The sequence below is a fragment of the Actinomadura fibrosa genome (assembly GCF_900659615.1).
GTDB classification, from domain to species: domain Bacteria; phylum Actinomycetota; class Actinomycetes; order Streptosporangiales; family Streptosporangiaceae; genus Spirillospora; species Spirillospora fibrosa.
On record NZ_CAACUY010000029.1, the window covers coordinates 11,791 to 30,461 of the forward strand.

Annotated in this window: 12 protein-coding genes; 2 read left to right on the plus strand and 10 right to left on the minus strand. The window is 74.0% G+C overall.

All coding sequences use genetic code 11. From position 1 onward, the window contains the following. Positions 1-16: 16 nt before the first annotated feature. The 8 genes from E1300_RS13305 to E1300_RS13340 all read right to left on the minus strand — a co-directional run bounded on the left by E1300_RS13305 (position 17) and on the right by E1300_RS13340 (position 14,552). Positions 17-3,592 carry a CHAT domain-containing protein gene (locus E1300_RS13305; RefSeq protein WP_131757297.1) on the minus strand — a complete coding sequence of 1,192 codons (3,576 nt, stop codon included), beginning with the start codon at positions 3,590-3,592 and terminating at the stop codon, positions 17-19. 3 nt (positions 3,593-3,595) lie between these two features. Then, complete coding sequence (locus E1300_RS13310; RefSeq protein ID WP_131757298.1) at positions 3,596-7,096, minus strand: CHAT domain-containing protein; 3,501 nt, start codon at positions 7,094-7,096, stop codon at positions 3,596-3,598. Then, a complete protein-coding gene (locus tag E1300_RS13315; RefSeq protein WP_131757299.1) occupies positions 7,093-7,791 on the minus strand; it encodes an RES family NAD+ phosphorylase in 699 nt (232 codons plus the stop codon). The genes E1300_RS13310 and E1300_RS13315 overlap by 4 nt, the downstream gene beginning before the upstream one ends. 2 nt (positions 7,792-7,793) lie before the next feature. Further along, positions 7,794-8,471, minus strand: coding sequence for a hypothetical protein (locus tag E1300_RS13320; RefSeq protein WP_131757300.1), 678 nt, complete (start codon positions 8,469-8,471; stop codon positions 7,794-7,796). Continuing rightward, entirely contained in the window at positions 8,459-9,100 is a 642-nt protein-coding gene (locus tag E1300_RS13325; protein ID WP_131757301.1) for a 4Fe-4S single cluster domain-containing protein, read from the minus strand. The genes E1300_RS13320 and E1300_RS13325 overlap by 13 nt, the downstream gene beginning before the upstream one ends. Continuing rightward, a complete protein-coding gene (locus E1300_RS53400; RefSeq protein ID WP_131757302.1) occupies positions 9,097-10,410 on the minus strand; it encodes a hypothetical protein in 1,314 nt (437 codons plus the stop codon). Before E1300_RS53400 ends, E1300_RS13325 begins: the two co-directional genes overlap by 4 nt. Then, complete coding sequence (locus E1300_RS13335; RefSeq protein WP_131757303.1) at positions 10,407-12,632, minus strand: serine/threonine-protein kinase; 2,226 nt, start codon at positions 12,630-12,632, stop codon at positions 10,407-10,409. The genes E1300_RS53400 and E1300_RS13335 overlap by 4 nt, the downstream gene beginning before the upstream one ends. A 318-nt stretch (positions 12,633-12,950) precedes the next feature. Next, positions 12,951-14,552: a tetratricopeptide repeat protein gene (locus tag E1300_RS13340; RefSeq protein ID WP_131757304.1), complete on the minus strand. Its 1,602-nt coding sequence runs from the start codon at positions 14,550-14,552 to the stop codon at positions 12,951-12,953. Positions 14,553-14,790: 238 nt separating this feature from the next. Between E1300_RS13340 and mptB the strand changes: the two genes are divergently transcribed. Then, positions 14,791-16,260 (plus strand): polyprenol phosphomannose-dependent alpha 1,6 mannosyltransferase MptB, encoded by a 1,470-nt coding sequence (gene mptB, locus E1300_RS13345; protein ID WP_131757305.1) that lies wholly within the window; start codon positions 14,791-14,793, stop codon positions 16,258-16,260. Here mptB and E1300_RS13350 read toward each other — a convergent pair. Both E1300_RS13350 and E1300_RS13355 read right to left on the minus strand, forming a co-directional pair. Further along, positions 16,250-17,251, minus strand: coding sequence for a zinc-binding dehydrogenase (locus tag E1300_RS13350; protein WP_242619133.1), 1,002 nt, complete (start codon positions 17,249-17,251; stop codon positions 16,250-16,252). The genes mptB and E1300_RS13350 overlap by 11 nt on opposite strands. An 82-nt stretch (positions 17,252-17,333) precedes the next feature. Then, positions 17,334-17,864, minus strand: a complete 531-nt coding sequence (locus tag E1300_RS13355; protein ID WP_131757307.1) for a MarR family winged helix-turn-helix transcriptional regulator — start codon at positions 17,862-17,864, stop codon at positions 17,334-17,336. 81 nt (positions 17,865-17,945) lie between these two features. On the opposite strand from E1300_RS13355, the gene E1300_RS13360 reads away from it, so the two are divergent. After that, positions 17,946-18,671: a DUF4386 domain-containing protein gene (locus E1300_RS13360; protein ID WP_207399697.1), complete on the plus strand. Its 726-nt coding sequence runs from the start codon at positions 17,946-17,948 to the stop codon at positions 18,669-18,671.

Consider the following 18,671-nt stretch of genomic DNA (forward strand, 5'->3'; position numbering starts at 1 on the left):
GGGCGCGGACCCCGGCTCAGGATCCCACGTGCACGTAGGGGGCCCAGGCGCGGAGACCGGCTCCGGCCTCGCGCAGGGCCCGGGCGGCGCCGGTCACCGCGGCGGCGACGCTCGCCCCCGACAGCCCGTCCACGGCGAGCGCCTCGTAGACGAGCTGGGCCATGCGGGCCGAGGTCGCGTCGTCCACCTCCCACAGCGAGCCGATGACGTGGGGGAAGCCCGCGAGCCTGCACGCGGTGACGGCGTGCACCGCCTCGTCGGCCAGCGGCAGCGACGTGCGCGCCGCCTCGCAGGCCGACAGGTACGCGAGCAGGGCGCCGGGCAGGTCGAGCCGCGCGAGGCGCGCCACGGTCAGGGGCCGCTCCTGGTGGTCGTGCAGCAGCAACGCCCCGGACGACGGGACCTCCGGGTCGGCCCGGCCATGGCACGCGAAATGCACGACGGCCTTGCCGGGCAGCTCCGCGAGGACGCGGTCCCGGGTGGCCTTCTCGTTGAACAGGTCGCACAGGCCGGGGAACCGGCGCCGCAGCCAGTCGCGCTCCTCCGCGACGGCCCTGAGCGGCCGCTCGCCGGGCGTCGCCGCCATGGCGACCAGCAGGACGCGGTCGCCCCTCGGCATCGGCGGGGCCGGGTCCGGCTCGGCGTGCGACAGGCTCCGGATCGTCGGCGTGTACGAGGAGACGACGCGGTCCCCGACGGACGCGCCGGACCCGTCGTAACGGCCCGCGGCGTGCAGGGGGAGCGCGGCGAGCGGCCCGGTCGGGCACCACCAGAGCCGGGGAGGCGCGCTTCCCGGAGGAGGCGGCGCGGTGTGTCCCAGCCGTTCCAGCACCGGCTCGGCGATGCCGTCCCACAGCATGGCCAGCAAGCGGGCGAGCGCGCCGTCGGAGGCCAGCGCGCCGGAGTCCGGCGCGAACGCCGCCGCCGCACGCCGCACGGCGGCATGGAGTCCGTCGCCGAGCCGGACCACGTCGACGGTCCCGTCGTGCAGCAGGATCGCATCGCTGCGGTGCCGGCTCGGATTGACCACGGCGACGGTCCGGCCGCCGAGCCCCGCCATCAACTCGGCGAAGGCGGGCGGTCGCAGGAAGTCCGCGAAGCCCGGCACGGCACGGATCTCCTCAAGGCACCGGTCCCACTCGCTCGCCAGCCGATCGCGCCGCTCCGCCTGCCGTACCGCTCCGTCTCCCAGTGGCGCGGCCTCCCGTCCGGGGACGTCGCCGGGCCGGTCCGTCGCGTCCATGCGGTCCCGCACGGCGGTGAACCGGCGCGCCAGGTCCGGGGCGCGTTCCCGCAGCCCGTCGATGTCGCCGCGCAGGTCCAGGGCCTTCGTGAGCAGCAGCCCGCGGCCCTGTTCGAGCAGCTCGACGGCGCTCTTCGGACGCCCCGCGGCCAGCGCGCAGGCGGCCGCGTCGGTGGCCAGGCCCGCCACGCGTCCGAGCTCGTGCTCGCTGTCGGCGCGGGTGAGGCGCCCGGGAGCCAGCCGAGCCAGTTCCGCCACCGCCCGCTCGAACGCGGCGCAGGCCCGCTCGGCGTCCCCGAGATCGGCCGCCGCGTCCCCCAGCGCCCGCAGCGCGGCCAGCCGCGGAGACGGCCGCCGCACGGCGGTCGCCGCGCGGTCGAGGGCGTCGGCGGCGCGGGCGAGGTCGGCGCGGCCACGCGTTCGGGACGCGCGCATCTGCAGCGCCGTCCCCAGCAGGCCGACGCAGTCGACGCGCTCCGGTGCCGCGCCGTCCTGCCGCGCGGCGTGGTCGAGCACGGTGACCGCCTCGTCGAGGTCCTCCGCCGCGCCGGCGCGGCGGAACCGGTCGAGCAGGGCGATGCCGAGGGCCGAGCTCGCGTGGCACAGGTCGCGGACGTCGCGGGACTCGCGCACGGCCTCGCGGAGCAGTGCCACGCCCTCGGTCTCGTGCCCGAGGTCGCCGGACGCCTCGGCGGCGCGCCCGAGCGCCTGGCCGAGGCCGACGGCGTGACCGATCCATTCGGGGCGGTCGCGCGGAACGCCGCGCACCACCGCGCGGGCGAGCTCCAGCGACTCCGCGGCGGCCCGCCGGTCCCCGGTGCGCTCGTAGTGTCGGCTCAGCCCGGCCGACAGCGTGTTGGCGGCGATCCGGTGCTCGTGGGAGCCGGCCGGCAGGTCCCCCAGCGCTTCCCGCGCGAGCGTGATCGACTCGTCGAGCGCGACGGCCGCGCCGGTCTGCCGGTACCGGTCCAGCAGTGCCGCCGCGAGGTTCATTGCGACCGCCGGCCGTATCGCCCCGCCCTGCCCCGCCGGCTCCAGCGCCCGGCGTCCGAGCGCGATCGCCTCGTCCAGGTGCCGGAGCTCCTCGGTCATGAGGTAACGCTTCCAGTGCCCCACCGCCAGGCCGGACAGGACCGCGGGGTACACCGGCTGCTTCGGGTCGATCGCGCCGGCCGCGTCCGCCAGCTCGTCGAGGCCCTCGTCCGACACCTCCGCGCGTCCCGCGCGCAAGGCCGCCTCACTCAGCACCGCGCCGAGCGCCATCCGCACGAGGGGAAGGTTCGGGTCCCGCGGTGGCGAGGCGGCGACCGCCTCCCGCAGCACCGCGGCGGCCTGCTCCAGGCTCGCGGTCCGCGCGCCGCCCGGCGTCTCCATGACCGCGGCGAGGAGCACGCCCAGACGCTGGACGGCCTCGTGGCGGCGGGGGTGACCGGCGGGCATCGACGCCAGGTGCGCGCGGCACCGGGCGATGAGGCCGTCGATCCTCTCGGACCGGTCCGGGGCGGCGGGATCCGCCAGCTCCGGCAGCACCGCCAGGATTTCGAGGAGTTCCGGGTCCACGCGCATCGACGCCAGCTCCGAGGCGTCCGCGGAGACCCGTGCCGCGCTGCGGTCCGCCTCGCTCACCAGCGCGGACGCCTCCGCCACGAGCGCCGGGTCGCGGCTGGCCAGGTAGCGCGCCATCAACGCGGACGCGAGCGCGCGCTGCGCGGCGGGTCGCTCGTCCTCGGTGGACGGCAGGCCGCGCAGTCCTCTCCGAAGCACCTCGACGCACTCGTCGAGCAGTGTTGGATCGCCCGTCCGGCGCTGGAGGCGGCACAGCGCGATGCCGAGCATGACGTCGGCGAGCGGCCGCTTGACCGCGGGCGTCTGGTCACGCATCCGGCGCAGGTGGACGACGCTGTCCTCCAGCAGCCCGGTGTCGTCCTTCTCGGTCGAGCGGTCGTCGGTCTCCATGGCGCGGATCGCCGCGTCCATGAGGCCACCGCCCGGGTCGATCCGGACCGCGTCTGGTGTCTCGTCGCGGACCTTCTCCTGGAACCGCACGCGCGCCGCGCGGATCTCCGCCCGCAGCTCCGGCGGGACCCGGTTCGGGTCGAACGTGTAGAGCGCCGTGAAGATCTGCATGGCGATGGACCGGCAGCCGGGGTCGCCGCCCACGGTGGCGCGGTACCAGCTCAGCCAGGCCGCGGCGTGCAGGCCCTCGATGTCGCCGTTCATCGTGGGATGCAGCGCGAACCGCCTGAGCTCGTCGCCCAGGCCGGCTCCGGCGACCAGGGACCGGTCACCGGTCGCCTCGAAACGCGCCAGCCGATCACGCAGGGCCTGCACGGCGCCGTCGGTGCTCATCTCTCAGATCCCCGCGTGCACATAGGGCGCCCAGTCGCTCTGAGCGGCGCCTTCCGACCGCAGGGCCCGGACGGCTCGATGAAGGGCGCCCGCGATGTCGCACCGGTCGCCCGTGCCCGCCGTCAGCGCCTCGTAGAACGTCTGTGTCACGGTGCGGGAGACCATGTCGTCGACCGTCCAGAGGCTTCCGACCACGTTGGCGAATCCGGCGAGCTGGAAGGCGGAGACGAGCTGCACCGCTTCGCCGGCACGGGCCGCCGGGACGCGCGCCGTCTCGCACGCCGACAGGTACGCCAACGCGGCGCCGCCGAGGTCCAAGGCGGACAGCCGCGCGATCGTGAGAGGGCGTTCGGCGTGGTCGTGCAGCAGGAGCCGCCCTTCGTGGGGCGCCCCTGGGTCGAAGGTCCCGTGGCAGGCGAAATGCGCGACGGGATGCTCGGGAAGCCGAGCCAGCACGGCGTCCCGCACGGCGTGGTCGTCGCGGAGCTCGTGCGCCTTGGGGAAACGGTTCTTGAGCCATGCGCATTCTTCGGCGATCCCTGGGAGCGCATCCGCGTCCGGCGTGTTCCTCATCGCGACCAGCAGCATCCGGTCGAGCATGTCCTTGGTGAGCCGCTCGCGTCCCCGCGCATGCCGCAGCGCCCTCGCGGTCGGGATGTAGGAGGAGACCACCCGGTCCAAGGCGGACTCGCCCGCCCTGTTTCCCGCGGCGTGGACGGGCAGAGTGGCCAGCGGCCCACCCGGGCACCACCAGATCCGGGGCCAGCGCTCGCCCTCCACGGGTGTGCCGGTGTGGCCGAGCTTCTCCAGCACGCGCTCGACGCACTCGTCCCACAGCCACTCCAGCGTGCCGGTGACCGTCTCCTCGGAGGAGGGGAGGGTGTCGACCGCGTCGCGGAACGCCCGTTCACGCGCATCGGCGTCCTGGTCGAAACGGACCTTCAGCCCCACCGTGTCGACCCCGTCCGGCGTGACCACGATCGCGTCGGAACGGAACCTGCTCACGTTGAGGTAGACGATCGCGCCTCCGGCCGCCTCGGCGCGCAGGTCCCGCACGCCGAGCGGCCGCAGGAAGCCGTCCATGCCCGGTACACGGCGGATCTCGTCGAGGAGCGCGTCCCACTCCCCGGCCAGCCGGCGGATGCGCTCCCTCCAGGACGCCGTCGCCTTCTCCGGCTCGGAGAGCTCCAGGCGGTTCCGCAACGCGTCGTACCGGTCCGCCAGCGCGGGCGCTGCCGCGCGCAGCGCCGACTGGTCGGAGCGGGTCTCCAGAGTCATGGCGAACTGCACGGCGCGGCCCTCCTCCAGCAGCTCCACCGCGCGTTCCATGTCACCCGCGGACAGGGCGCACGCCGCCGCGTCGGCCGCCAGGTCCGCGGTGTGCAGAAGCTGGCGGTCGCGGTCGGCCGCGGCGAGCCCGCGACCCGCGAGCCGCGGCAGCGTGCCCACTCCCGCGCCGAACGCCTCGGCGGCGGCCGACCACTCGCGCAGTTCGCCGGCCACGGCGCCGAGCTCCATCGCCGTGGCGACGAATCTCGACGTCGGGTGCGGCGCGCGGAACGCCTCGGCGAGCGCCGACCGGGCCTGCTGGAGCGACGCGCGCTCGCTCGGGCCGAGATGGTGATGGCGCAGGTGGAGGACGTGACCGAGCAGGCCGAGGCACTCGGCGCGCCCGTTGCCACCCGCGGGCGTCGCCGCCACCGCGTCGCGCAGGGCGGCGGCCGCCTCGTCCAGATCCGCGAGATCCCTGGTCAGCACGTAGCGCGACAGCAGCGTGACCGCCAGCGGGTTCGCCGTCCCGGCCGCGGGCGAAGGATCGCCGCCGGAGGCGCGGGCCGCGTCCCTGATCATCCCCGCCGCCTCGTCCAGCAGCGCCGGGTCCGCCGCGGCCTCGCCCGACAGGCGCAGGGAATCGGCGAAGCCCAGCAGCGCGTCGCACCGGTGCGGGTGGCCGTCGTGAGCCAGCCGTTCGGCGTCCCGGCCGACGCTGATCGCGCGTTCGAGCAGTTCGGCTCCGCCGTTCGCGGAGTAGGAGAGCTGGAGCCCCTGGGCAAGGACGAGCAGGACCGGCACCTGCTCGGGCGCCCCGTCCTGGACCGCGCGCCTGGCCTGCTCGGCCAGGGCCACCGCCTCACTCAGGGCGGCGGAGTCGCCGGTCGAGCGGAACCGGTCCTGGAGGCCGCTCGCCAGGTTCATCATGATGGACGGCCGGGTGGCGCTGTCGGCGTCGGAGCGGTCGAGGGCCCGGCGCGCCGTCTCGATGGCCGCGTCCAGGTCCGCCGCCTCCCCCGTGTCGTGGTAGCGCCGCCAGCGGGCGACGGCCAGGTTCGACTGCACCAACGGCCCGGCCATCGCCCCCTCCGGAAGGTCCTGCGCGCCGTCGCCGAGGAGGTCCAGCGCCTCCTGGGGGAACTGCTCCCCGTTCGCCTGGGCCTTCATCGCGAGGACGGTCCCGAGCAGGCCCCGGACGGGCAGCTCGAACTCCCCCAGGTGCCCACCGGTCTCGTACGCCTCGCGGAGCCGGGTCTCGGCCTCGTCCAGCAGAGCGGGGACGCGCTCCTGCTCGTACCGGACGGCGAGCAGCCCGCCCAGGTGCAGCAGCGCCTGGGGGCGGCCGGCATCACCGGGCGGAGCCGCGGCGAGGGCCGTTCTCGCCGCGTCGAGAGCCGCGTCGTGCTTGCGCTGCTCGCGTTCGGGCGCGTCCGGGTTGAGACCGCGCATCATGTCGGCGGCGATCGTGATGAGCGGCGTCATCGGCGAGTCGGCGGCGGAGCACTCCTGGGCCTCCCGGGCGACCGCGTTGACTTCGGCGAGCAGCGCGGGGTCCGGCCGCGTCATGAGCTTGAGCTGCAGTCCGCCCGCCAGGCCCATGAGCGCCGACGACCGCAGCTCATGGCCCGCGGGCATGCGCTCGACACCGCCCCGCAGGAGCGCGACCGCCTCGTCCAGCACCTCGTCGCTGTGCACGCGCTCGTACTGCATGAGCAGCCCGTAGCCGAGCAGGACCATGACGGGAGGGCTCATCAGATGGCCGTCCGGCATGTCCGCCCGGACGCCGCGGAAGAGTTCGAGGGCCCTGTCCATGGCCGCGGTGTCGTTCGTCTCGATGGAACGCTGGAACAGCAGTCCGGCCTCCCGCGCCCGTCCGAGGAACGCGGTCGGGTCCGCGGCCGTCCCGCCCTCGACTGCCGTGCGCTCGCGGCTCGCCCGGCGGGCTCGCATCTCGTCCTGGAGCGGCCCGGGAACCAGCTCCGGGTCGACGACGGACACCGTGTGGAAGAGCCGTACGGCCGCCTCCCGCTCGGCCGTGTCCGACGACGTCAGGAAGCGGTACCAGCGGAGCCAGGCCAGTGTCGCGATGACGTCGGTCTCAAGGTCCCGTGCCTGCTGCCGGACGACCGCGTCGATGTCGCGGCCGACATCCGTGCCCGCGATGACCGACACGTCGCCGGTGGCCTGGAACCGGGCCAGCCTGTCGGTCAGGCTCCGGTACGGCTCGTTCATGCGGCCCCTCTCCCAGTGGCCGGCCGCGCTCCTGAGGGCGGTCTGCGGAGCGTGACGCGGTAGGAGGCGAGCGCGACCCTGAGCCACTGCGTTCCCGCGTCGTCGTCGAGGTGGATCTGCCGGGACGGCGTCGGAGCGAGGGCCGACGCGGCGCCCCGGTCCGCGAACAGGATCAGCGTCGGCCTGGACGTGTCGCGCAACGACTGCCAGACGATGCCCTGCGCCCATTCCGCCTGTTCGCGGATCCAGTGCCCCACCGCCCGCGTCTGCGCGTACAGCGCCCCCTCGGCGGTCACGAGCCAGGGCTCCTGCGCGACGGCGGCCAATGCCGGCCCGTCGAGCAGGCTCACCAGGAAGAGCGGCTTCTCGACGGTGACCGCGCTGATCGTCCGGCCCCTCACCTCCCTGGCGCGCAGGTGCCGGTACCCCCGGTCGTCGCGCGGCAGGCCGCGCAGGAACGCCTCGGCGAGCGCGGTCTGCGGGGACAGCCCGGCGTACAGGTACTCGTACTCGTCGGCGGGCGTGGAGTCGAAGCGGCCGCCGCCGAAGTGCTCGTCGGAGCCTCTCGCGTTGAACTGGGCCGGCCCGTAGCGGCGCGAGTGCACGCGCCACAACGTCTCCCCGGCGGGCAGCAGGTAGGAGACCGGTGTGCCGTCGTAGCGCTTCGGCAGCGAGTGAGGCGTCGGATGACCCATCGTCACACCCCCGGATCCACGGCCCGCGCCGCCGAGACCAGCACCGCGTCGTCCAGCCGCCCGAGCGCTTGCGACGGGATCCTGCCCTCCAGCCAGGCGTTCGGGCACAGCCACCAGTCCGCCGCTCCCCACGGGTCGTCGGCGGCCTCCAGGAAGGCGTTGATGTAGCGCACCAGCGGGATGGGGCTACCGTCCGTGGAGAACTGGAACTCCGGCCACTGCCCCCCTCCGTCGGGGCGCCGCAGCAGGATCAGGTCCGGGTCGTCCGGGTCCAGGCCGAGGGCGACGAGGTCGTCCTCGCTCAGCGCCGGGGCCTTGAGCAACCGCCGTTCCGCCCAGAACTCCACCTCCTGGGGCCCGATGACGTCTCCGGCGACCTCCAGGCCGTCCATCTCCTCCAGGAGCCGCCGGGAGACCAGCGCCACATCGTCGACCGCGGTGCCGCGCCGGGCGGCGCGCAGAACCGGCAGGAGGGGATCGTCGTCCGGCAGGACCGCGGACAGCACCTCGACCAGCTCGTTCCGCGCGTCCCAGTCGGCGCCGCCCGGCCGTTCCGCGGCGATCCTCGCGGCCACCCGCCGCAGCAGGCTCCTGGTGTCCGCGCCCACCTGCATCGCGACGCGTCCCCAGGAATCCGCCAGCATGCCGAGCACCAGCCCGAAACCGGTCATGTCCGCCACGTCACCTCTCCCACCTCGACTCCGGACGCGGCAAGCCGCTCCACTACCAGCTCCGGTTCACCGGGACGCGGGATCCCGACGAACCAGACCCGATCCCCCTCCTGGCAGATCTGCATGCGCGGCCCGTCATCCGGGACGCCGCCGTACCGCTCCCGCCCGAGGGCGGTCAGCGGCACCAGGCTCTGGTTCGACGAGCCCCGCCATGGCAGGGACGACGGGCGGCGCGCCACGTACGGCCCGGTCATCACGGCGTCGGCCAGGTCCAGGACCCGCCGCGCCGGCGCGGACCGCCGGAGCCGGTGCAGGGGGTAACCCGAGTACACGAGGACGTCGACGGGCCGGGAGCCGCGCCAGTCGCGCACTCCGGCCAGCAGCTCGGCGACGGCCGCGGCCTGCTGGAAGGGCTCGCCGCCGGACACGGTGACCCCGTCCACCCGCCCGGGCAGCGAGTCGAGCCAGCCGAGCAGCATGTCGACGCCGACGGCGCCGCCGCCGTCGCGCGCCCACGTGTCGGCCGCCACGCACCCGGCGCAGCCGAGCGTGCAGCCCTGCACCCAGATGCCGGCGCGGCGCCCAGGGCCGAGCGCGGTCACCGGGAAGTGGGTGCGGTTCAGCCGCAGCGCGGTCATCGCGGCCGCTCCCGCCGCCGCGCCTTCTGCACCGTCCTGCGCCGCGGCGCCATCGCCCGGACCGGCAGCGGCCGCTCGCCGGGCTCGGTCAGCTCCCGGGTCGCCACGCGGACGCCCTCCCCGGCGAGCCGATCGCGGACCTTCCGGAACTCCTCGCACCACGCCTCCGCGCGCTCGCGGTCCACCCGGCGCTCCTCCTCGCCTCCGGCCCCCTGGGTGCGCCGCACCCCGGCCCTCAGTTCCATGCCGTCGATGACCAGCGCGACGGCGTGGTCCGGCCAGTCACCGCGCGACAGCTCCAGCCGCTCGCCGACGCGCAGCGTCTCCAGGTCCTCGGTGACGTCGAACCCCAGGTCGGACACGGCCTCGACGAGAGCCGCCCGCACCTGGCGCCGCTCGGCCTCGGCCCGCAGTCCGGCGCACCTCGCCGCGGCCCGCGCGCGCAGTGCCGCGTCCAGCTCCCGCTCCCGCCTCACCACCTGCGCGAGCGCCGCCCGCAGCGGTTCCGCCGCCGGCGCGGCGTCCTGCCCGAGCGCCTGGAGCAGCATCGACGCGTCGAGCGCGTCCGCCCTGGACCGCCGCGCGGCCGCATTGGCCTTGGCGACCCGGTGCCGCAGGTCGTCCAGCCGGCTCCGCTCCTCGTGCCGGTCCGGGACGAAGACCCGCGCCGCGGACTCCTGGACGAGGATCCGGTCGGGCTCGCGGGCGTCGAGGGCCAGGCGCCCGACGACGCGGGCGACGTCCGCGGCGATCCCGTCCGCGTGCGCTCGCTCGGCGGCCCGCGCGCGGTCGGCGCGCGACGCGGCGACCGCCTCCGCCGACAGCACCTCCGGAGGCACCGAACCCGGCCTCGCCTCAAGCCACGCCTTCGCCATCCTCGCCTCGACGTCCGCTGCGGCGGCGTGCGCCAGCCACCGCTCGGCCCGCTCCAGCTCCGTTTCCACCGAGGCGCACCAAGCGTCGAGCTCCTCGATCGGGCGCCCGGCCGGTGACAACGGCGGCGGCAGCGCGGGAGCGGCCGCGGTCATGGCCTCCGCGGCCCCGGTGGCGGCGGTGGCGCATTCCGCGGCCAGGACGGTGAGGCGTGCGTTGCGGTCCACGACGCGCAGCGCGGCCCGCTCCCACTCCGACCTCGCCTCCTGCTCGGCCAGCCACTGCGCGTACCGCGCCTCCATGTGCTCGCCGAACGCGGCCATCGCCCCGCCGGCGGCCGTGACGGCGGCGCCCGCGACGGCCGCGCCCGCAGCGGCCGTCAGCGCGGCACCGCCCAGCACGACCACGCCGACCTCGAAGACCCCGAACGAGCTCATGCGTGCCCTCCGAGGATCCGGTTCATGGCGTCCTGCCGCTGCCTGTTCCAACTCGAAAGGCGGATGATCGCCCACACCGCGTGCCCGACCGCGACCGCGAGCGGGACCGACAGCGGGAACACGGCGGTCAGCAGACCGGTCGCGCAGAGTGTCGCGAACACCAGCAGGCAGCCGCCGCAGCCGCCCGCGGAGCGCATCGTCGCTCCGGCGCGCCCGACGAGCACGGAGACGCGCTGCAGGAGCGAGTACTGGGGGTGGTAGAGCGAGCCGATCTGGTGGGCCAGCGTCGCCTCGCAGGCGCACTGGAACGCGAGAACGGCCATCGTGAAGATCATCACCAGGCCGGCGTAGCGGAACGTGAAGAAGTTCGCGCCGAAGAGGAACACGACCCAGATCCCGCCCATGATGCCCGTACCGCCGGCCACCGCGCCGTACGCAGCCGCCCGTCCGGCCAGCCGCTCGGCTTCGAGCTGCTGCCAGCGCGCCGTCCGTTCCGCCTGCCGGGCCCGGCCCTGGTCGATCGCGCTGCGCGTCCGCCGCGCCTCGTCCGCCGCCACGGGCACCGCCTGCCGGACGGCCAGCAGGCGCAGCGGATCGGACCCCGCCGCGACCAGCAGCGTCTCGAACCAGTCGACCCGGACCGGCATCCGCGAACGGCCCGCGATGATCTCCGCCCGCAGTTCCTCTCCGGCCGCTCGCGGATCGAGGCAGGCCAGCAGCAGCCGCGCGGCGACCTCCGGAGCGGCCTCGGGATCCACGTGCTCCAGCGTTCCGGCGAGAGCCGGCCAGGTGCGGACGATGCCGGCGGCGTCCAGGCGCCATCTGCGGGCCGCCTCCCGCCACCGCTCAGCGATCTCCGCGAGGCCGGAGCCGCCGGGGGCGCCGTCGAGTACGTCCAGCACCCGGTGCGGAAGCAGCTCGGACACGACCCGCCCGGCGCGTGCCTCGCCTCCCACGGCACGCCGCGCGAGACCGGGCAGGTCGACCGGTGTGAGCCGCGAACCCGCGTACACGGGCGGCAGCTCCCCGTCGAGCCAGCGCAGCAACATCATCAACTGGACGTCGCCCGGCGCGGGGCCGCCGAAGAGATCGATGACCTCGTCCCTGCCCGCGACGTCGTCGTTCCTCGGATCGTCGAACTGCAGAAGCCAGGCGCGCAGCGTCTCCAGCGCCTGCCCTGGCCGGGCGAAGAAGCGCCGCACCGTCTCTTCCCAGTGCTCCGCCATCGCGGCGGCCAGCTCCGCCCGGTCCTCGTACACCCGCTCCCGGAACAGGAACGGCTTGACCGCGTCCTTGTCCAGCAGGGGCGCCGAGCTCTCACGGACGGCAGGTGAGCCGCCCGTGCTCCACTCGGCGAACTCATCGGCACCCCAGCGGTCTTGAGGATCGCGCACCAGCAGGCCGCGGCACAGCAGCCGGAGCCGCGCGTCCTCCACCCGGGCGGTGTCCACCGGGCGGGACGCCAGGTGGAGCATGACGGCCTCCGGAAGCATGCCCGCGAACGGACGCTCGCCGAGAGCCAGTTCACGCACGATGATGCCGAGCGACCACCAGTCGCGGCTCGGCGACACCATCCCGGCGAACGTCTCCGGCGCCGTGTAGGCCAGGGTGTGCCCCGCCGAGGTGAACATCGCCGACTGGTCCAGGTAACGGCTCGACCCGAAGTCGGCGAGGGCCAGCTCCAGCGGTTCCCGCGAGCGCACCAGGACGTTCTCCGGCTTGAGGTCCTGATGGATCACCTTCGCCGCGTGCAGCGCGGCCAAGCCCTCCGCGATCTGGGCCGCGACCCTGACGACCGCCGGCGTCTCAAGGGCCGTCCCCCGCTCCTCGATGTATTCGCGCAGGGTGCCGCCGGGCAGGTACTCCATGACCTCGAACGCGCGCCCGTCGGCGTTCCCCGTCTCCAGAAGGCGGACCACGCGAGGTGACCGCACGACGGCCAGGCCCCGCCACATCTTCCCGTCGGGGACGACGCCGCGGCGGTAGAGCTTGAGGACGAGTTCGCGCCCGTCGGCGTCCCGCACGTGAAGCATGTCGGCCTCGGCACCCGCCGACGGTAGTTCGCGAAGCCTGGTGAAACGTTCGGCGAGCCGGCCGCTGAGCCGTACCTCGTCGGCACGCTCCGCCGGGCCGAGGTCCTCCCGGCGCGTCGCGGTCGGATCCGCCTCCGCCGGCTTCACGACCGGCTCGTGCCGCGTCTGGTCCGGCCGGATCTCCCCCATCCTTCTGCCCCCTGCTGTATCGCCGGGAAACGTCTTGCCGGCGGCCCCGCCAAGCGATCTCCGCACCGCGATCCGGTCCGTCGGTCATGCCGGATCACCATTACTCGGAATCACGACGATCGTGGACGACGCTAGCGCAGCACTCGCCACAAATCGGTTCACGAGCCGCTAAAGCAGGTCTTTTCCAGCAGATAGACATCATCACTAGAAAGAGACCCCGTGCTTTCCCGGAAGCACTGGTTACAAGGGTCAGAGGTGCCCAGAGGCACCTGGATCGGTGAGGGCGGCCGGTCTCCGACGGCTCTCTTGGTCGTCCGGTCAGGTTTTGACGGTTGTCAGGCGGTCTTCTAGGTCGAATAGGGCTGTCAGGTGGTGCGGGGGTTCGGTGGTCGGGTGTTCGCCTTGGATGCGGGCTGGTTGTGTTCTGATCACCTTGGTGTCGTCGCGGGCCAGGATGGCGCTGACCTCGGGGTGGGCCTTGGCGTTCTGCATGGTGCAGCGGATCGTGACCTGGTGGCCGTCGGCGTACTCGACGAGGAGGATGGCGGGTGATTCGTCGATCTGGAAGCCGTGGTGCTTCAGGAAGCCCCGGACCACGTTGTGCTGGTCGTCCGGCCATACCTCGGCGGCGCGCAGTAGGAGGCGGGGGGCTGTCAGGGGGTCGTACTCCGCGGTGGGAAGGTCCGGGTCGCTGCTGGCCAGGACGAGACGGCCCTTGCCTTCGTTGATCGTGACGAAGCTGACGGCTCGGGCGCCGATCAGGGGGGCGGCCGCGAGGGCCATGGTGAACGCGCCCTCGGTGGGGAGGTTGAAGCGGGAGAAGTCGAGGTGGCCTTTGAGCAGTTCGGGGATTCGGTGGCGGGCGCCGAACTCGCGGATGGTGCGCAGTTCGGCGAGGGACGGGGAGTCCTGGTCGAAGGTGGGGTTGTCCCATGCCCATAGCCAGGTTTGTGTGAGGTTCGAGAAGCTGCCCAGGACGGTGAGGTTCCGTAGGGTGCGGCCGTCCAGGGTGACGGTTGCCCTTTCCAGGTTCCATTCCAGGTAGTCCTGCGTGTAGGCGTCGTTGAAGACGTCCTGCTGGTGGATCGCGGCGGCGGCGATCTCGCTGGCGAAGGCTTGGAACTCGGGGCTGTAGAAGGTCGGGCCTTCGGGGTATTCGCTCCAGTAGCGCGCTTGGCGGGGCCGGTCCGCCCTGGTGTAGATGTCTCGGAGTTTGCGGGCGGCCTTGGCGTCGTCGGCTTCCAGGGCGGCGCGGCGGAGCCAGGTGATGCCTTCGTCCAGGTTCTGTGCCGAGAGGTGGACGTCGGCGACCGCGTAGGCGGCGCGGGGGTGGCCCAGGTCGGCGGCGCGTTGCCATGCCTCCAGGCGTTTGGCGAGGTCGCCTCGGTCCTGCCAGACGAAGCCGAGGTTGTAGGCGGCCGCGGCGTTTCCCAGGTCGGCGGCCCGTTCGTACCACTCGGTGGCGGCGACGAGGTCGCCTTTCCCGTCATCGTCGTAGATTGCGGCGAGGTTGAACGCGGCCTTGTCGCTGGAGGCCAGGTCCCAGGCTCGCATGTAGCACTGCTTCGCCTCGTCCACGGCGCCTCTGCGGCGCAGGAGCACTCCCAGGTTGAGGTTGGCGCTCGCGTGGTCCGCTTCGGCGGCCTGCCGGTACCAGCGTTCGGCTTCGGAGAGGTTGCCGCGCGACTCTTCGGCGTAGCCGACTTCGAAGGCGCTTTCCGGGACGCCGAGTTCGGCCGCGCGGCGGTACCACTTCTCGGCTTCCGCTTCGTCGCCTCGGTCCATGAGGAGGGAGGCCAGGGCGTGGGCTGCGGCTGGGTGGCCTGCTTCAGCGGCTTCGCGAAAGTTCCGTTCCGCCTGTAAGGGGTCGGTTTCGCGCAGTCCTCGTTCGTATAAGGCAGTCGCGTCGGCGTCGCTCATGGGCACTCCTTCTGATCGCTTTCGTACAACGACGCCTCGCGGGGAGGAGCGGTTCCGCTGGGAGCGGCGGCTCTGACGCGGTGGTCGCCTGCCGTGGACGGTCAGTGCGTAGCCGCCCGAGGCGCAGATGCCGAGGACGCTGAGGAGGCGCAGGCGTCCTGAGGGCTGTCACTCGGTGGTCTGGTGCGCTCAATGGGGGTGCGGTGCCGCGTTCACGTGCGGCCTTTACGTTGCCGATGTGATCACGGGGCGGGAGGCGTGGAGGCTGCCGCGGGCCGCGGCGCTCGGCGGGGTCGCGGTGAGTGTCGCGGGGATGATCCTCATCGGGCTGTGCCGGCCGCCCGCGGCGGTTCCGACGATGGACGGCGCCGGGCTGTTCCCGCGCCTCGGGTGGTCGCCGGAGCCTGACCTGTCGGTCACCGTGCTGCTGTGGGCCTCGATGATCGTCGGGACGCTCGGGACGGCCGCCGGGCTGCTCGCGCTTCACCGGGGGTGGCGGCCGCGCAGCGGGCCGGTCTTGGCTGGGGCGGCCGGGGCGGTCGTCCTGCTGGTCGCGGCGCCGCCGATGGGGACGACCGATCCCATGGACTATGCCGCCTACGGGCGCATGGCGGTGCTGGGCCTCAATCCGCATGTCACGACGCCCGGAGACTTCCGGGGAACCGGCGATCCCGTCGGTGTGCTGGCGCCGCGCGAGTGGGAGGACATCCCCTCGGTGTACGGGCCGGTCGCGACGGGCGCGCAGTGGGCGGCTTCCAAGCTGGGCGGGACGTCGGCGGCCCGGACGGTGCTGTGGTTGAAGATCATGAACGGTATCGCGTTCCTCGCGGTGGCGCTGTGCCTCAACCGCCTGGCCGGGGCGCGGCGCGTCCGGGTGCATCTGTTGTGGACGCTCAACCCGCTGCTGCTGTGGGCGTTGATCGGTGGTGCCCATGTGGACGGTCTGGCGGCCGCGCTCGCGGTCGGGGGGCTGGCCGTTCTTGGTCCGGGCACGGCACTGAGGGGACGGGCCGGACTGGTGCGCGCGGCCGCCGCCGGGCTGCTGCTGGGTGCCGCCGCCGGCGTGAAGCTGCCGTATGTGCTGGTGGGCGCCGGGATGGTGTGGACGCTGCGGCGCTCGCCGCGGTGTTTGGCGGTGCTGGGCGCCGGGGCGGTGGCCGCGTTGACGGCGGGGTACGCGGTGGTCGGTCCGTCGGCGATCGAGGTGGTGGTGCGGCGGGGCGGCATGCCGTCCTGGAACACGCCGTGGCAACTGGTGCTTTCGGGGTCGGCGCCGGGCTGGCTGACCTGGGGGGCGCTCGCGCTGGCGGTGGTCGCCGGGGCCGCGCTGCTGCGGCTGCCGACCGGTGCGCCGCCGTGGCCGGGGCCCGCGCTGGCGATCTGCCTGGCGTGGGTGATCACCGCGCCGGTCTACTACCCGTGGTACGAGGCGCTGGTGTTCCCGCTGATCGCGCTCGCGCCGGCGTCCCGGCTGGACGTGCTGCACCTCGGCCGGGCCTTCGTCGCCACCGTCGCCGCTCTGCCGGGCGTGGTGTGCAGGCTGGGCGACTCGTGGCTGCGGGCGGCCGTTCTGGACGGGCCGGTGACGTCCCTGGCGCCGGTCGCGCTCCTGGTGCTGGCGCTGCTGCTCGTCGGGGGTGCTCTGGCGCGGGCGCGCGTCGAGGCGCCGGCAGGTCGTGGGGCCGGACGGTCCGTGGTCACGGGCTGAGGATCAGGCGGATCGGGTTCCCGGTCTTGCTCTCCAGCGCTTGGACGGCCTCGGCGGCCTTGGCCAGCGGGAACGTGCCGCTGACCGAGCGGGTGAGGTCGAGGCGGTGGCCTCGGACGAGGTCGACGAGCTGGACGACGTGCTCGGCGGCGGAGCCGTAGTGGCCGCGGATCTGCTGCTGGAGGTAGCTGAAGCGGGTGCCGTCCGCCAGGGACAGGGGCTTGTCGGTGAGGCCGACCAGGACCAGCCGCCCGCCGGGGCCGAGGCACGCGGCGGCCTGCTCGCGGACGGGTGGGACGCCCGCGAAGTCGAACGCGGCGCGCAGGCCGAGGCCGGACGTGGCGGCGCGGACCTTGGCGGGCAGGTCGGGGTCGGCGGGGTCCAGCGCGAGGTCCGCGCCGAAGGCGAGGGCCCGCTGCCGGGCGGCGTCCAGGGGGTCGAAGGCCAGGATCGGGTAGGCGCCGACGAGGCGGAGCAGCTGCACGCCGTGCGCGCCGAGCCCGCCGACGCCCCAGACGCCGACGGCTTCGGCGGGTCTGACCTCGGCGGTCGCCACGATCGCGGCCCAGGGCGTCGAGACCGCGTCGGGGATGAAGCAGGCCTGGTCGAAGGGCAGATCGTCCGGGATGGGGACGAGTGTGTCGACCGTGGCGAGGGCGTACTCGGCCCAGCCGCCGTCGTAGTCCACGCCGCGGGTGTGGACGACGCCGTCGCGTTCCTCGCCCGCTTGGAGGAGGACGCGGTCGCCGGGGCGCGGGCCGGTCACTCCCTCGCCCAGCCTGTCGACGGTGCCGGCGACCTCGTGGCCGAGTGTCACCGTGTCGCCCTGGAGGTAGAGGGGGCGCAGCATCCCCTCGATGAGGTGCACGTCCGACAGGCAGACGCCCGCGGCCGCGACCTTGACGAGGACCTCTCCGGGGCCGGGTTCGGGGACGTCCACCTCCTCGACGGCGAAGGTCCGCGTCGTCACGTTCAGCCGACCGGCCAGCATGCGGCTCACAGGCTTTCCTTTCCGTCATCATTGACTGACTGCCTGTAGCTACCCCGCTGACCTCATAGTTAGCGTGAGCAGATCACGGAGCCCTGGACGGCGAGGCGGGGCGTCGACCCGAGGCGCCGGTGCGGAGCCGCCGGTAGCCGGGGTGGACACCGGGTGTGAGGCCCTCGTGGTCGGCGATGCGTCGGAGCAGTTCGGCCAGGTGCTGGCGCTCCTCCGGGGTGAGCGACTCGGTGATCTGCTGCTCGTGGGCCATGCCCGCCTTGGCGAGTTCGCCCAGCATCTCCCGGCCCTGCTCGGTGAGGTGCAGGGCGTAGAGCCGCCGGTCCTCGGCGTTGCGGCGGCGCTCGATCAGGCCGCGTCCCTCCAGCTCGTCGGCGAACGGGACGAAGCGGCTGGGCGGCATGCCCAGGTCGCCGGCGAGCTCGCGCTGGCTGCGGCCGGGGGCGTGGGCCAGCATCCGGAGGAGGCCGGCCTGCGGGGGCGTGAGGTCGAGTTCGGCGATGCGCCGGGCGAACCGGTCGGCCGCGTGCGCCCCGAGCTGGGCCAGCAGGAACGCCACCCCGCCGAGGGCGGGGGGCCGTGCGCCGTCGTCGTTCGTACTCATGGCGACATCGTACCCGCTTGACAATCGTTCTACTTTGTAATCATTATCGAACGTGTACGGAGTCGTTCCCTCGAAGGAGACATGATGATCACCGCATCCGAGCCGGGCCGCGCGCAGCGGTCCCGCCGCCCGCAGTCAGGGCCGCCCCTCCTCATGCCGGTGCTGGCCTACGCGGCGCTGACCGTCGCATACGTCGTGCTCAACCGGTCCACGCCGCATCCCGACGCGTCCGGGGCCGAGGTCCTGCGGTACGCCCAGGGGCACGCGACGACGGTCAAGGTCGGCGCGTTCCTGCTGTTCTCGTCTGCCGTGCCGCTGGCGATCACCGCGGCGGTGCTCTACCGCCGGCTGCGCGCCCTGGGCATCACCGCGCCGGGCTCCGCGATCACGCTGGTCGGCGGAATCCTGGCCTCCGCCGCGCTGACGCTGAGCGGGATCTTCTGCTGGACGGGCGGGCGGCTGCCGGACGACGCGCCTCCCGTCCTCGCCCGCGCCCTCGCCGACCTGGCGTTCCTCACCGGCGGTCCCGCGTTCGCGGTCGCCTTCGGCCTGCTCGCCGCCGGGATCTCCGTCACCGGCCTGCTCGCCCGGCTGCTGCCGCGCACGCTGACCTGGACGGGGCTGGTCATCGCGGCCGCCGGCGCGCTCTCGACTCTCACCCTGCTGGGCTCCGGCTTCGGCTACCTGCTGCCGGTCGTCCGCTTCGGCGGGACGATCTGGCTGGTCTTCGCCGCGGCGGCGATGCCCCTCACCCGCACGGCGCGCCGCACCGGTGCCGCCCCGGCCGCCGACGCCGCCACCTCCTGA

Excerpts from the sequence above, each read along its gene's own strand:
- E1300_RS13305 (WP_131757297.1), bottom strand. The coding sequence starts at position 3,592 with ATGAGCACCGACGGCGCCGTGCAGGCCCTGCGTGATCGGCTGGCGCGT.
- E1300_RS13310 (WP_131757298.1), bottom strand. The coding sequence starts at position 7,096 with ATGAACGAGCCGTACCGGAGCCTGACCGACAGGCTGGCCCGGTTCCAG.
- E1300_RS13315 (WP_131757299.1), bottom strand. The coding sequence starts at position 7,791 with ATGGGTCATCCGACGCCTCACTCGCTGCCGAAGCGCTACGACGGCACA.
- E1300_RS13325 (WP_131757301.1), bottom strand. The coding sequence starts at position 9,100 with ATGACCGCGCTGCGGCTGAACCGCACCCACTTCCCGGTGACCGCGCTC.
- E1300_RS53400 (WP_131757302.1), bottom strand. The coding sequence starts at position 10,410 with ATGAGCTCGTTCGGGGTCTTCGAGGTCGGCGTGGTCGTGCTGGGCGGT.
- E1300_RS13335 (WP_131757303.1), bottom strand. The coding sequence starts at position 12,632 with ATGGGGGAGATCCGGCCGGACCAGACGCGGCACGAGCCGGTCGTGAAG.
- E1300_RS13340 (WP_131757304.1), bottom strand. The coding sequence starts at position 14,552 with ATGAGCGACGCCGACGCGACTGCCTTATACGAACGAGGACTGCGCGAA.
- E1300_RS13350 (WP_242619133.1), bottom strand. The coding sequence starts at position 17,251 with ATGCTGGCCGGTCGGCTGAACGTGACGACGCGGACCTTCGCCGTCGAG.
- E1300_RS13355 (WP_131757307.1), bottom strand. The coding sequence starts at position 17,864 with ATGAGTACGAACGACGACGGCGCACGGCCCCCCGCCCTCGGCGGGGTG.
- E1300_RS13360 (WP_207399697.1), top strand. The coding sequence starts at position 17,946 with ATGATGATCACCGCATCCGAGCCGGGCCGCGCGCAGCGGTCCCGCCGC.